This window comes from Streptomyces sp. NPDC048604, from assembly GCF_043199435.1.
Taxonomy (GTDB): domain Bacteria; phylum Actinomycetota; class Actinomycetes; order Streptomycetales; family Streptomycetaceae; genus Streptomyces.
In genome coordinates this window covers 718,726-731,050 of the sequence record NZ_JBICVX010000001.1, presented here as the reverse complement: position 1 = coordinate 731,050, position 12,325 = coordinate 718,726, and the positions used below count along the sequence as shown (strand labels likewise).

The 12,325-nt window shown below is 72.4% G+C and carries 10 protein-coding genes; 6 read left to right on the top strand and 4 right to left on the bottom strand.

Translation table 11 applies throughout. The annotated features are described in order from the left end of the window. Positions 1 to 46 precede the first annotated feature (46 nt). Together ACGFMM_RS03480 and ACGFMM_RS03475 are read right to left on the bottom strand one after the other, a co-directional pair. Complete coding sequence (locus ACGFMM_RS03480; RefSeq protein ID WP_393642670.1) at positions 47 to 3,367, bottom strand: S8 family serine peptidase; 3,321 nt, start codon at positions 3,365 to 3,367, stop codon at positions 47 to 49. 189 nt (positions 3,368 to 3,556) lie between these two features. Then, positions 3,557 to 4,099, bottom strand: coding sequence for a CGNR zinc finger domain-containing protein (locus ACGFMM_RS03475; RefSeq protein ID WP_393642668.1), 543 nt, complete (start codon positions 4,097 to 4,099; stop codon positions 3,557 to 3,559). A gap of 138 nt (positions 4,100 to 4,237) precedes the next feature. On the opposite strand from ACGFMM_RS03475, the gene ACGFMM_RS03470 reads away from it, so the two are divergent. The 5 genes from ACGFMM_RS03470 (at position 4,238) to ACGFMM_RS03450 (ending at position 7,968) form a co-directional block, all read left to right on the top strand. Next, on the top strand, positions 4,238 to 4,693 hold the full coding sequence (locus ACGFMM_RS03470; RefSeq protein ID WP_393642667.1) for a VOC family protein: 456 nt from the start codon (positions 4,238 to 4,240) through the stop codon (positions 4,691 to 4,693). A gap of 68 nt (positions 4,694 to 4,761) precedes the next feature. Then, positions 4,762 to 5,667 (top strand): pyridoxamine 5'-phosphate oxidase family protein, encoded by a 906-nt coding sequence (locus ACGFMM_RS03465; protein WP_393642665.1) that lies wholly within the window; start codon positions 4,762 to 4,764, stop codon positions 5,665 to 5,667. Further along, positions 5,655 to 6,230: an HPP family protein gene (locus ACGFMM_RS03460; protein ID WP_393642663.1), complete on the top strand. Its 576-nt coding sequence runs from the start codon at positions 5,655 to 5,657 to the stop codon at positions 6,228 to 6,230. The genes ACGFMM_RS03465 and ACGFMM_RS03460 overlap by 13 nt, the downstream gene beginning before the upstream one ends. 23 nt (positions 6,231 to 6,253) lie before the next feature. Beyond that, on the top strand, positions 6,254 to 6,709 hold the full coding sequence (locus ACGFMM_RS03455; RefSeq protein ID WP_393642661.1) for an NUDIX hydrolase: 456 nt from the start codon (positions 6,254 to 6,256) through the stop codon (positions 6,707 to 6,709). 92 nt (positions 6,710 to 6,801) lie between these two features. Then, the gene (locus ACGFMM_RS03450) at positions 6,802 to 7,968 is read left to right on the top strand and encodes a serine hydrolase domain-containing protein (protein ID WP_393642659.1); all 1,167 of its coding nucleotides are present in this window, start codon (positions 6,802 to 6,804) and stop codon (positions 7,966 to 7,968) included. Between the two features lie 3 nt (positions 7,969 to 7,971). Here the strand turns inward: ACGFMM_RS03450 and ACGFMM_RS03445 are convergent, their stop codons facing one another. Beyond that, positions 7,972 to 8,829, bottom strand: coding sequence for a hypothetical protein (locus ACGFMM_RS03445; protein ID WP_393642657.1), 858 nt, complete (start codon positions 8,827 to 8,829; stop codon positions 7,972 to 7,974). A gap of 147 nt (positions 8,830 to 8,976) precedes the next feature. Further along, positions 8,977 to 11,526: an aminopeptidase N gene (pepN, locus tag ACGFMM_RS03440; protein WP_393642655.1), complete on the bottom strand. Its 2,550-nt coding sequence runs from the start codon at positions 11,524 to 11,526 to the stop codon at positions 8,977 to 8,979. A gap of 129 nt (positions 11,527 to 11,655) precedes the next feature. Here pepN and ACGFMM_RS03435 point away from each other — a divergent pair, with 129 nt between their 5' ends. Beyond that, positions 11,656 to 12,288 carry a DsbA family protein gene (locus ACGFMM_RS03435; protein ID WP_393642654.1) on the top strand — a complete coding sequence of 211 codons (633 nt, stop codon included), beginning with the start codon at positions 11,656 to 11,658 and terminating at the stop codon, positions 12,286 to 12,288. Positions 12,289 to 12,325 lie beyond the last annotated feature (37 nt).

The following is a 12,325-nucleotide window of genomic DNA, read 5'->3' as shown; positions in this document are numbered from 1 at the left end:
GGGGCGGACGCCGGTTCCGGCGCCCGCCCCTGTCATGATCGCGGTGTTACGGCGTGACGGTGCCGATCACCACGCTGCCGGCGCCCGCGACGGTGCCGCGCGCGTTCAGCAGCTGGACCTCGCCGAAGAACTGCCGGCCCTCGGGCGCGGCACCGGCGACGACCACCTCGGCGCCGACCTTCGCGCTCGCGCCGTTGGCGAGCGGGTAGGTCTTCGCCGTGTCGACCTGGACCTTGCCGAGCGACGCGGAGTAGTACACGTCCCGGTAGTCGTAGGTCGTGCCGCCCTCGGCCTGCACCGAGTAGCCGTCGATCACGATGGTGTAGGTGCCCGCGGCGGGCTTCACCAGCGAGACCGACTCCTCCGAGTCGCCGTCCGCCGACTGGCCGACCTGCTTGCCGTTCAGCAGCACGGTCAGGTCGAGGTCGGCGGCCTTGTCGGAGGTGTTGCCGATGGCCACGTCGAGCCGCTCGACACCCTCACCGATGGTGACGGTCTTCGTCTGCTGCTCGTGGTGCTTGATGGTCGGGGTCTCGACCTTGGCCGAGCCGAGCGAGCCGCCCCGCAGGGTGCCCTCCAGGCCGGCGAACTTGTTCGTCACGGTCCACTCGACCGCGGCCGGCGTGCCGACCTTCGCCTCGGCGACGGTCTGCACGGCCGGGTCGAAGTCCGCGCCCAGGACCGACACGTCCAGCTTGAACGGGTTGTCCAGGTCGGGCGAGGTGCGGCGCGACTCGACCTCGATCTCCCAGACGCCCGGCGTCGGGTTCGCGTACGAACGCAGGTCCGGACGGCAGGTGTTGGCCGGGTTGTAGTGCGGGTAGCACGCGGTGGACGCGGTCGACTCGATGGCCACGCCGTACGGGTGGATCGCGATGAACCGGGTCTGGCTCTTCTCCTTCAGACCGCCGAGGGCGACCTCGAGGGTCTTCGCGCCCGCCGGGACCTTCACGAAGAAGGACTTGTGGCTGTTGCGCTGCACCGTGCCGGTGGAGGAGCTGGTGAAGCCCGGCGCGACCAGGTCCTTGGCGACCACGACGGTCGACAGGATCTGCTTGTCGACGCCCTCGGTGCGCTCGTCGTCCAGCTCCAGGATGGCGCTGTGCACGCCCGCGGTGGCGGGCTTCGCCTGGACCTTGACGGTGACCGGCTTGTTCAGCGGCAGCGTGATGTAGTCGTACGCCGTGGCCGCCTTGAAGGTGCCGTCGTTGTACTTCCAGTTCAGGTCGTGCCGCACGCCGTACGCCGGGCCGGAGGTCCGGGTGATGGTGACGTCGTACGTCTTCTTCTGTCCGACCTTCAGGCCGCCCTCGCGGTCGTACACGCCGGTGCCGGTGTGCGGGGCCGGGAAGATGACGGTGTCGACCGGGGCCTCGACCTTGTAGTCGTGGGCGGTCGCGCCGTCCTCGATCGACTCCCAGGCCTCGTTGATGTCGATCAGACCGGAGCCCTGCTCGTGCGCGGCGACACCCGCGATCCGCTTCGCGGTCGAGGTGAGCGCGGTGCGCAGGGTCAGCGGGGAGAGCTCGACGCCCTCCTGCTTCGCGGCGGAGAGCAGCAGCGCGCTCGCGCCCGCGACCTGCGGGGAGGACATCGAGGTGCCGTTGAGCATCCCGTAGCCGGCGGGCAGCTGGTAGCCCGCCTCCGGCACGCCGGAGCCGGCCAGCCAGGTCGGGATGGTGTTCACGGCCGAGCCCGGACCGGTGATGGTCGGGGTGAAGCCGCCGTCCTCACGCGGACCGCGCGAGGAGAACGGGAACATGGCGTACGGCTTGGCCACGGCGGAGCCGTAGTTGGCCGCCCAGGTCGACTGGGAGATGGCCGCGCCGACCGAGAGGACCTTGTCGGCCAGGCCGGGGTCGCCGATGGTGTTGATGCCCGGGCCGGAGTTGCCGGCCGAGATGACCAGCTGGACGCCGTGCTCGTCGATCAGCCGGGTGTACAGGCGGGCGCGGACGTTGTCGCCGTCGTTCTGCGCGGGCAGGCCGCCGATCGACATGTTGACGATGTCGACGCCGCGGTTGACGACGAGGTCCGTCATGCCCTCCATGAGGGCGGTGTTGGTGCAGCCGCCGGTCCAGGTGCAGGCGCGCGAGGAGACGAGCTTCGCGCCCGGGGCCGCGCCGTTCATCCTGCCGCCGAACAGGCCCTTGGCGGCGGTGATGCCCGCCACGTGGGTGCCGTGCGAGGACTCGACGATGCCGATGTTGACGAAGTCGCGCTTCTGGCCGACCCAGGTGCCGCCCAGCGGGTCCATCGGGACGTCCTTGCGGATCTCCACGACGAACGGGGTGCGCTCGGCGACCGGGGTGTCGGCGTTGTCCGTGCCGAAGTACCCGATCTGGTGACCGTCCTTGTACGGCTTCATCGGCGCGTTGTCCGTGAAGTCGTTGTTCTGGTCGTCGTCCACGCGGACGGTGCCGGCGGCCGGGTCGTACAGCATGCCGAAGACGTCGGTGGTGTCGCCGTCGCGGTTGATGTCACCGGCCGGGTCGCCGCCCGCGGTGATCGACTCGCTGAAGCGGCTCCACTGGTACGCGCCCTCGGGGGCCTTCCAGCTCTGCGTGCCGGCGGTGAACTCCGGGCCGGTGACCGGGGTGACCTGCGCGCGCCAGGTGGCGTCGCCCTCGGTCAGCGGGTCGGTGGCGGTGACCCAGTCGACGATCTTGCGCTCGCCGGTGGTGGTCGTCTGCAGCGCCGGGTGGCCGAGGTCGACGCCGGAGTCGAGGATGCCGATGGTCACGCCGCGGCCGTCGGCCTTGGGGTGGTCCTGGACGAACTCGACCGCGCCGGTCTCGTGCGACGGGTTGTACGGGTTCTTCGCCGGCGTGCTCTTGCCCGGGGCCGGGTACGTCGTCGCGACGGTGGCGCCCGAGGCGGAGCCCTTGGCGCCCGCGTCCGGGGTGGGGTCGTCCAGGACGATCTCCGCCTGGAGGTCGACGGCCTGGACGGAGGAGAGCTTGGTGGCCGCCTTGATGGCGGAGTCCGCCTTGGCGGTCGGCAGGGTGGCCCTGACGTAGCCGAGCTTGTCGTCCCGCTTGCCGACGGAGCCGCCGGGGACGGCGTCGAGCTGGCCGGCGACCTGCTCGGTCGCGCCCGGGGCGGTCGCCACCAGGATGGTGACGTTCTTCTGGCCGGTGGCCTCGGCCTCGTCGAGGCGCTGCGCGTCGGTGGCGCCGAGCTTGTCGGCGGCATCGGAGGACTTGACCGGGGGAGTGGTCGCCGGGTCGTCGGCGGCCAGGACCGGAGCGGCACCGGCCGCGATCAGCGCGGTCACCAGGCCGGCGGCCGCGGCGATGCGGACGGCGCGTCTGTGCCCGGGGGTCGAGCGCCCGGGTATGGAGCTCTGGGTTTCGGGGGTGGTCATTTACATCCCTGGGTGATGAAAGAAGAGGGTCCGGATTTCGGTACCGGATGACCGCTCAGCCTTTCGTAAACGACCAGGGTTTGTGGAGAGTTGTCGAGGGGCGGGATGTGCCAGTGGCGTACATCCGCCAAGGGGGGACATACGCCACCGGGGACGAACCACCCCCAACAGGGGTGATTCGCGGAATGGTTAGTTTTCCTTTGTACGGGCGTAGTGGCGCGAGGCCTTGGCCCGGTTCCCGCAGATTGCCATCGAGCACCAGCGCCGGGTGCCGTTCCGTGAGGTGTCGAAGAAGTGCAGGATGCACGCCTCGTGCGCGCAGCCGCGGATCCGGTCGGGCGCGGTGCGCAGCAGGTCCAGGTAGTTCCGCGCGGCGGTCCAGGCCGGCCCCCAGGCGGGGTCGCGGAACTCGGCCCGCTCGCCGGGCCCGTCGGCGGTGAGCGTGGCGCGGATCCGGCCGTGGCCGAGGATCGCGTCCAGGCGCTCGACGGCGGCCGGGTCGCCGGGCCGGTCGACCAGGCCCAGGAGCGCGTCGCGGGCGGCGAGGGCGTGCCGGAGCGTCGTGCCGTCGGCGGTGAAGCGGTCGTCGAGCCCGTTGGCCGCGAGCCAGACCGCCAGGCCGGCCGGGTCGGTGAGCAGGTCCTGCCGCTCGCCCTCGTGCATCCACCGGGTGTTGAGCAGGTCCAGGGAGACGGGCTCGCCGGTGAGCGGTCGGGGGTCGGGGACGGTCATGGCGGACTCCCTGGGCTCCGTCGGCCTCGTTGCTAACCCCTCAAGAATACGTGACCGGTTGCACGACCCTCGCCTAACCTCTAAAGTCGAATTGAGAGGTTAGCCCGGAGGGGGCTGGCCACGTCCGAGGGGACAGCCATGTCTGCGATCGGCACGCTGCGCACGGGGCACATCGGGATCAACGTCACCGACCTGGAGCGCTCGCTCGGCTTCTACCGGGACGTCCTCGGCTTCGAGGTGCTCGCCGAAGGCAAGGAGGAGGGGCGGCGCTTCGCCTTCCTGGGGCAGGACGGCGCGCTCGTCGTCACGCTGTGGCAGCAGGCGGAGGGCGCGTACGACAAGGCCCGCGCGGGCCTGCACCACCTGGCCTTCGAGGCCGAGTCGATGGACCGGGTCCGGTCGGCGGAGACCGCCCTGAAGGAGCGGGACGTCACCTTCGCCTACGAGGGCGTCGTCGCCCACCGCGAGGGCGCGGCCGACGGCGGCATCTTCTTCCACGACCCCGACGGCACCCGCCTGGAGATCTACGCCCCCACCGGCGCGGAGGAAGCGGCAGCCCCGAACAACGCCACCCCGACCTGCGGCTTCTTCTAGGCCACGGGCCGCGCGGCGTTCGCGCCCCGTCCCACCCCGACCCCGACCCGCACCTGGAGGGACCTCCCATGGACACCGTCCGCGCGTACCACTCCGGCTCCCTGGCCATCCAGGAGCGGGTCGGGGTCCGCGATCTCGCCGATCACGTAGGCCGCTCCATCGCCCCCGGCATCAAACCCGTCGCCGCCGCCTTCCTGGAGCTCCAGCCCTTCCTGGTCCTCGGCGCGGCGGACGCCGACGGCCGGGTCTGGAGTTCGCTGCTCACCGGTGCGCCGGGATTCGTCCGGGCCACCGGCCCGGCCCGGATCTCGATCGCCGGCGGCGTCCCGGACCGCGACCCGCTCGCCGGGGCCTTCGAGGCCGGCGCGCCCGCCGGCACGATCGCTCTCGACCCCCGCACCCGCCGCCGGATGCGGCTCAACGGCACCGCCCTGCCCAGCCCTCGCGGCCTGGCCGTCGACGCCGAGCAGGTCTTCGCCAACTGCCCGAAGTACCTCCAGAAGCGCGAGCTGTACGGCGCCGAGCCCGGCGCCCGCCCGGGCGCGGTCCGGCGCGGCCGGGCGCTCACGCCCGGCCAGGAGCGGTTCGTCCGCGCCGCGGACACGTTCTTCGTCGCCAGCGCCGCGCCGGACGGCGTGGACGCCAGTCATCGCGGCGGCAACCCCGGCTTCGTCCGGGTGCACTCGCCGACCGAGCTGAGCTGGTTCGACTATCCGGGGAACTCGATGTTCCTGACCCTCGGCAATCTGGAGGCCGACGGCCGCGCCGGCCTGCTCTTCCTGGACTGGAGCACCGGCGACACCCTCCAGGTGTCCGGGGCCGCCCGGACCGCCTTCGGTCCGGAGGGCCGGACCACCCACCTTAGAATTCAACAAACTGTGGAAACGGAGGCGGCGAGTCCGCTGCGCTGGTCGGCGCCCGACTACTCGCCGGCCAACCCTCCCCTGGACGAAGGAGACCGATGGCCGGAGTGACGCACACGGCGGAGGCGCCCCCCACCGAGGCCCCGGCCCCGAGCCCAGCCCCGGCTCCCGTCGGCCTCGCCGCCCGCCTCGCCCGCGCCGCCGCCGCAGGCCCCCCGCGCCCCCGGCTCCGCGTCGTCCTCACCGCCACCGCGCTCAGCACCCTCGCGCTGCTGACCCTGGTCGCCCTCGGCACCGCGGTCCACCACCCGCTGCTGATACCGCCGCTCGCCGCGAGCATGGCGCTCGTCGCGGGCGCGCCCGACCTGCCTCTGTCCCAGCCCCGCTCGGTCGTGGGCGGCCAGCTGCTCTCCGCGCTCACCGGCTTCTCCGTGCTCGCCGTCGCCGGGCCGGGCCTGTGGAGCGCCGCGGTCGCCGGAGGTCTGGCGCTCGGCGCGATGATGCTCGCCCGCACCCCGCACTCCCCGGCCGCCGCCACCGCGGTGATCGTCGCGCTGCAGGACCCGCCGTTCTGGACCTTCGCCGGCCTGCTCGCCCTGGCCTGCGCGGTCCTCGTGGCCGCCGGACTCCTCGGCGGCCGCCTCACCGGCCGCCGCTACCCGCTCTACTGGTGAGCCACGGCCACTAACCTCACACCATGGTCGAGGAGTTGAGGGTGGCGGCCTACGCCGTGTGTGTCCGCGACGAGCAGATACTGCTGGCCCGGTGGGTCGCCCGGGACGGGGTGAAGCAATGGACGCTGCCCGGCGGCGGCATGGATCACGGCGAGGACCCGCTCGACACCGTGGTGCGGGAGGTGGAGGAGGAAACCGGCCAACTCGTGGAGCCCACCCGGCTCCTCGGCGTCGACACCGTCCGCCGCCGCTGGTCGCGCCGGTTCGGCGCGGACGCCGACTGGCACGGGGTGCGCATCGTCTACGAGTGCCGGCTCACCGGCGGCGTCCTGCGCAACGAGATCGGCGGCTCCACCGACCTCGCCGCCTGGTTCCCGCTCGACGAGGTCGCCGGGCTCGACCGGGGGGAACTCGTCGACACGGGCCTCGCGCTGTGGCGCGAGCGGCCCGCGCTCGGCAGGCTCCCGCGCAACGGCTGAAAGCCGCTCAACCCCGCGGTGCGGATCAACGCCGTACGGACCGGCGGGGTCCTGCCCCACGACACCAGTCGACGAGCAGGGGAGTCCCGCACATGTCCGTACGCACGGTCCGCCCGGTCCGCACCGCGATCGCGGCGGCGACGGTCGCCGCCGCCCTGACCGCCACCGTCCTCGTGCCCGCGTCGGCCGCCGTCGCCGCACCGGCGAAGCCCTCACGCGCGAAGCCGGGCCACGCGGCCACCCAGCAGGCGCTGGACGCGGCCGTGGCCGCCGGCGTTCCCGGCGCGGTCGCCCAGGCCCGCGACGGCAGGAGCAGGTGGACCGGCACGGCCGGCGAGCGCCGCGGCCACGACCGCTACCGGGTCGGCTCCATCACCAAGACCTTCACCGCCACCGTCCTGCTCCAGCTCCAGACCGAGGGCCGGCTCGACCTCGACGACGCGGTGGAGAAGCACCTGCCCGGCGTCGTCCGCGGCAACGGCCACGACGGCCGCAAGATCACCGTCCGCCAGCTCCTCAACCACACCAGCGGCATCTACGGCTACACCGAGGACCCGGACCTCCAGAAGCGCGTCTTCGGGCCGGAGTTCCTGGAGCACCGCTACGACACCTGGACCCCGCGGCAGCTCGTCGCGGTCGCCATGACCCACGAGCCGGACTTCGCGCCCGGCACGTCCTGGAACTACTCCAACACCAACTTCATCCTCGCCGGCATGGTGATCGAGAAGGTCACCGGCCGCCCGTACGGCAAGGCGGTCGAGAACCGGATCGTCAAGCCGCTGAAGCTGCGCGCCACCAGAGTCCCCGGCACCGACTCCCGGATGCCGAGGCCGAACTCCGGCGCGTACTCCACGCTCGGCGGCGAGACCGGGGCCCCGACGTACGACGTGACCGAGCTCAACCCGAGCATGGCCGGCGCGGCGGGCGAGATGATCTCCGACTCCAACGACCTGCAGACCTTCTACCGTGCCCTGCTCAAGGGCCGGCTGCTGCCGCCCACGGAGATGAGGGAGCTGACCGACACGGTCGCCACCGGGATGCCCGATCTGCGGTACGGGCTCGGGCTCATGCAGCAGAAGCTCAGCTGCGGCAAGGAGGTCTGGGGGCACGGCGGCGGTATCCACGGCTCCAGCTCCCAGGCCCAGGTGACCCGGGACGGCGAGCACTCGCTGGCCGCCAACCTCAACGCCGACTGGACGGGGGACACCCAGAGCGTCGTCGAGGCCGAGTTCTGCGGCACGGCCCCCAAGAAGCGCTGACGCTCAGCGCGGCAGGACGACCACGTAGGCGGCCGGGTCCCGGTCCGTCGCGGCCATCAGGGCCGTACGGACCACGGTCGCCTGCTGCTCCAGGGAGTCGCGCAGCTTGCGCGGGGTGAGGTGGACGACGGTGATCCCGAGCCGTTCGAGCACCTCGCGCTTGCGCGTGTACTCGGTCCACAGCGCGTCGCCGTCGTCGAGCCGCGGCGAGCGGGTGTCCAGCTCGACGGCGACCGCCTGGTCCGGCCAGTACGCGTCGAGGCCGCCGAGGTGCGGGCCGCCGGGCAGCCGCAGGTCCACGTTCCACAGCGGGTCCGGCAGTCCGAAGGCGCGCACCATCTCGTACAGCCGTTCCTCCGCGACGGCCCGGCCCTCGGCGAGCAGCGAGTCCACCGCGTCCACCACGTGCGGCCGGGACAGCAGCCGGGCGCGGCTCAACTCCCGTACCACCGCGCTCGGTTCGCAGTACCCGCCGCGCACCGCCTCGGTGAGCAGCCGGCGCACCGCCCCGGCGTCGGCGAGCTGGTCGACCGCGTCGGCGAGCGCCCGGGCGACCGGGGCGACCGGCACCCCGGCGAGCTGCACCGCCTCGGGCGGCTCCGCCGCGCGCACCACCCGCACCTGCGCGGTGGAGCGCAGCCGGCGCACCCGCGGGACCAGGATGTCGATCCGGTCGACGATCGCGGTCGGGGGAGCGGACGAGAAGCCGTACAGGGCGAGCGCGGCGAGCCCGGTGATCATCGCCTCGGGGCCCTGCTCGGGCACGGACCCGCGGCGGCGCGCGTGGTGGAGGGCCTCCCGGACCCGGTCGTCGCCGGAACAGGGGAGCGGGCGGGGGGAGATGGGGGTGTTGTGGTTCATGCCGGGGGTCTTCCGCCGGACGAACCTCGACTAACCGCTGTTACACGCCCGTCGACGAATCCGGACAACGCCGTCCTAAAGTACGCGCGTTCGACGACCGAAGGGCGCGCCGCCGTTCGAGTGACGCCGCGCCCTCCGCCGTACCGCTCAGCCCGCCGCGGCGTCGCACTCCTGTGCCCGCAGCGCCCGCGCCAGATCGTCCCGGGCCTCCAGGACCAGCCGGCGCAGCGCCGGGGCGGCGTCCGCGTGCCCGGCGAGCCAGGCGTCCGTCGCCGCCAGGGTCTGCGGGGAGTCCTGCAGCCCCGGGAACAACCCGCGGACCACGTGCATGCCGATCTGGATCGACCGCTCGGCCCAGACCCGCTCGATCGCCTCGAAGTACTTCGGCGCGTACGGGGCGATCAGCGCCCGCTGCGAGGGCTGCACGAACCCGGCGATGGTCGCCTCCACCAGCGCGTTCGACAGCCGTTCGGACTCCACGACCGCCGCCCACGCCTGTGCCTTGACCGCCTCCGAGGGCCGCGAGGCCAGGCAGCGCACCGAGTGCCGCTTGCCGGTCGCGGTGTCGTCGCGGGCGAGCTCCGCCGCGATCCGTGCCTCGTCCGCGCGGCCGTGCGCGGCCAGCGGGCCGAGCAGCGCCCAGCGCAGCTCCTGGTCCACGCTCAGGCCGTCGATCTTCGCGGTGCCGTCGAGCAGCCCCTCCAGGAGCTGGAAGTCGGCGTCCGAGGAGGCGGTCGCAGCGAAGAAGCGCGCCCACGTCAGCTGCTGCTCGCTGCCCGGCTCGGCGAGCCTCAGCTCGCGCAGCCCGCCCTCGGCGAGCAGCCGCCCGCCCTCCGCGCGCCACGAGGGGGCCGCATAGTGGGTGACCGCCGACTGGGCCCAGGCGTGCACCATCTGCAGCACGCCGATGTCGGTCTCGCGGCCGGCGAAGTCCAGCGCGATCGCGACGAAGTCCCGGGCCGGCATCAGCCCGTCCCGCGTCATGTTCCACAGCGCCGACCAGCACAGCGCGCGGGCGAGGGGGTCGGTGAGGTCGCCGAGGTGCGCCCGCAGCGTGGCCAGCGAGCCCTCGTCGAAGCGGATCTTGCAGTACGTGAGGTCGTCGTCGTTGACCAGCACCAGGTCGGGCCGGTCCTGGCCGGCCAGTTCGGCGATCGCCGTGCGCGGCCCGGTGACGTCCGCCTCGGCCCGCGCGTACCGCACCAGCCGGCCCTCGGGCGACAGCCGGTACAGGCCCACGGCGGCCCGGTGCGGGCGCAGCTCCTCGCCGTCCTGGAGGACGGCGAGCTCGGTGATCCGGCCCTCGGCGTCGTAGGTGACGGCCGGGGTCAGCGCGTTGACGCCGGAGGTCTGCAGCCAGGACTTCGCCCAGGCCCTCAGGTCCCGGCCGGAGGTCTCCTCCAGGACGGTCAGCAGGTCGGCCAGGGCCGTGTTGCCGTACGCGTGCCGCTTGAAGTAGCGCCGCGCGCCCTCCAGGAACGCCTCCCGGCCCGCGTACGCGACCAGCTGCTTCAGCACCGCCGCGCCCTTGGCGTACGTGATGCCGTCGAAGTTCAGCTTGGCGTCCTCCAGATCGCGGATGTCCGCCGTGATCGGGTGCGTGGACGGCAGCTGGTCGGCGCGGTACGCCCAGGCCTTGCGGTTGTTGGCGAAGGTGACCCAGCTGTTGGTGAAGCGGGTGGCCTCGGCCAGTGAGAACGAGCCCATGAAGTCCGCGAAGGACTCCTTCAGCCACAGGTCGTCCCACCACACCATGGTGACCAGGTCGCCGAACCACATGTGGGCCATCTCGTGCAGGATCGTGTTGGCCCGGCGCTCGTACGCGGCCTGCGTGACCTTGCCGCGGTACACGTACTCCTCGCGGAAGGTGACCATGCCCGGGTTCTCCATCGCGCCGAGGTTGTACTCGGGGACAAAGGCCTGGTCGTACTTCCCGAAGGGGTACGGGTAGTCGAAGTTGTCGTGGAAGAAGTCGAAGCCCTGCTTGGTGATCAGGAAGACGTCGTCCGCGTCGAAGTGCTTCGCGAGGCCCTTGCGGCACATCGCGCCGAGCGGGATCTCGAGGTCCCCGCGCCGGTAGGTGTCGGTGACGTAGTGGTACGGCCCGGCGACCACGCAAGTGATGTACGTGGAGATCGGCGCGGTCTCCGCGAACCGCCACACCCTGTCGGCGCCCTGCTCGCCCGCCCCGTTCGACCAGACCGTCCAGGCCTCCGGCGCGGTCACCTCGAAGCGGTACGGGGCCTTCAGGTCGGGCTGCTCGAAGTTCGCGTACACCCGGCGGGCGTCGGCCGGCTCGTACTGGGTGTAGAGGTAGACCTCGCCGTCCTCCGGGTCGACGAAGCGGTGCATGCCCTCGCCGGTGCGGCTGTACGCGCACTGGGCGTCCACCACCAGCACGTTCTCGTCCTGGAGGCCGTCCAGCGCGATCCGGGACCCGTCGAAGACGGCCGCCGGGTCCAGCTCCCGCCCGTTGAGGGTCACGGAGGTGACGGACGGGGCGATCAGGTCGACGAAGGTCGCGTCGCCCGTCCCGGTGCGCCGGAAGCGGATCGTGGTCAGCGACCGGAAGGTGCGTACCTCCCGGTCGGACTCGCCGACCGCCGAGCGCAGGTCGAGGGCGACCTCGTACCCGTCGACTGACACCAGTCCCGCCCGCTCGCGGGCCTCGTCGCGGGACAGATTCTCTCCGGGCACGGTCACTCCTTTGTGGCTCGTTGAACAGCAGGATCCTGCCATGTGCGGCTGACCCCGGACACTCCGGGAATGTCGGCGTCGGACGACGGCGTTGGCCCGGAGGCCCGTGCATCATCGATGAGGAGTGACATGTCCGAGAGCAGGACCACCGCCGACTTCTGGTTCGACCCTCTGTGCCCCTGGGCCTGGATGACCTCCCGCTGGATGCTGGAGGTGGAGAAGGTCCGCCCGGTCGACGTGCGGTGGAAGGTGATGAGCCTGGCGGTCCTCAACGAGGACAAGCTGGACGAGCTGCCGGAGCGGTACCGCGAGATGCTCGCCACCGCCTGGGGCCCGGTCCGTGTCGTGATCGCGGCCCGGGAGCTGCACGGCGACGAGTACGTCGGCAAGCTCTACACGGCGCTCGGCACCCGTTTCCACAACAAGGGCGAGGCCCCCACGAAGGAGACCGTCGTCGCCGCCCTTGCGGACGTCGGCCTGCCCGCCTCGCTCGCCGACTACGCGGACCGGGACGTGTACGACGCGCAGCTGCGCGCCTCCCACAAGGAGGGCATCGACAAGGTCGGCCAGGACGTCGGCACCCCGGTCATAGCCGTGCCCGGCGCGGACGGCGACGAGGTCGCGTTCTTCGGCCCGGTCGTCACCCCGACCCCGCGCGGCGAGGCCGCGGCGCGGCTGTGGGACGGCACGCTGCTCGTGGCGTCGACGCCCGGCTTCTACGAGATCAAGCGCACCCGGACGGCGGCCCCGAGCTTCGAGTGACCGCCGCTCCCCGGGTACGGAAGAACCCCCGCGTCTC

Excerpts from the sequence above, each read along its gene's own strand:
- ACGFMM_RS03480 (WP_393642670.1), bottom strand. The coding sequence starts at position 3,367 with ATGACCACCCCCGAAACCCAGAGCTCCATACCCGGGCGCTCGACCCCC.
- ACGFMM_RS03475 (WP_393642668.1), bottom strand. The coding sequence starts at position 4,099 with ATGACCGTCCCCGACCCCCGACCGCTCACCGGCGAGCCCGTCTCCCTG.
- ACGFMM_RS03470 (WP_393642667.1), top strand. The coding sequence starts at position 4,238 with ATGTCTGCGATCGGCACGCTGCGCACGGGGCACATCGGGATCAACGTC.
- ACGFMM_RS03465 (WP_393642665.1), top strand. The coding sequence starts at position 4,762 with ATGGACACCGTCCGCGCGTACCACTCCGGCTCCCTGGCCATCCAGGAG.
- ACGFMM_RS03460 (WP_393642663.1), top strand. The coding sequence starts at position 5,655 with ATGGCCGGAGTGACGCACACGGCGGAGGCGCCCCCCACCGAGGCCCCG.
- ACGFMM_RS03455 (WP_393642661.1), top strand. The coding sequence starts at position 6,254 with ATGGTCGAGGAGTTGAGGGTGGCGGCCTACGCCGTGTGTGTCCGCGAC.
- ACGFMM_RS03450 (WP_393642659.1), top strand. The coding sequence starts at position 6,802 with ATGTCCGTACGCACGGTCCGCCCGGTCCGCACCGCGATCGCGGCGGCG.
- ACGFMM_RS03445 (WP_393642657.1), bottom strand. The coding sequence starts at position 8,829 with ATGAACCACAACACCCCCATCTCCCCCCGCCCGCTCCCCTGTTCCGGC.
- ACGFMM_RS03435 (WP_393642654.1), top strand. The coding sequence starts at position 11,656 with ATGTCCGAGAGCAGGACCACCGCCGACTTCTGGTTCGACCCTCTGTGC.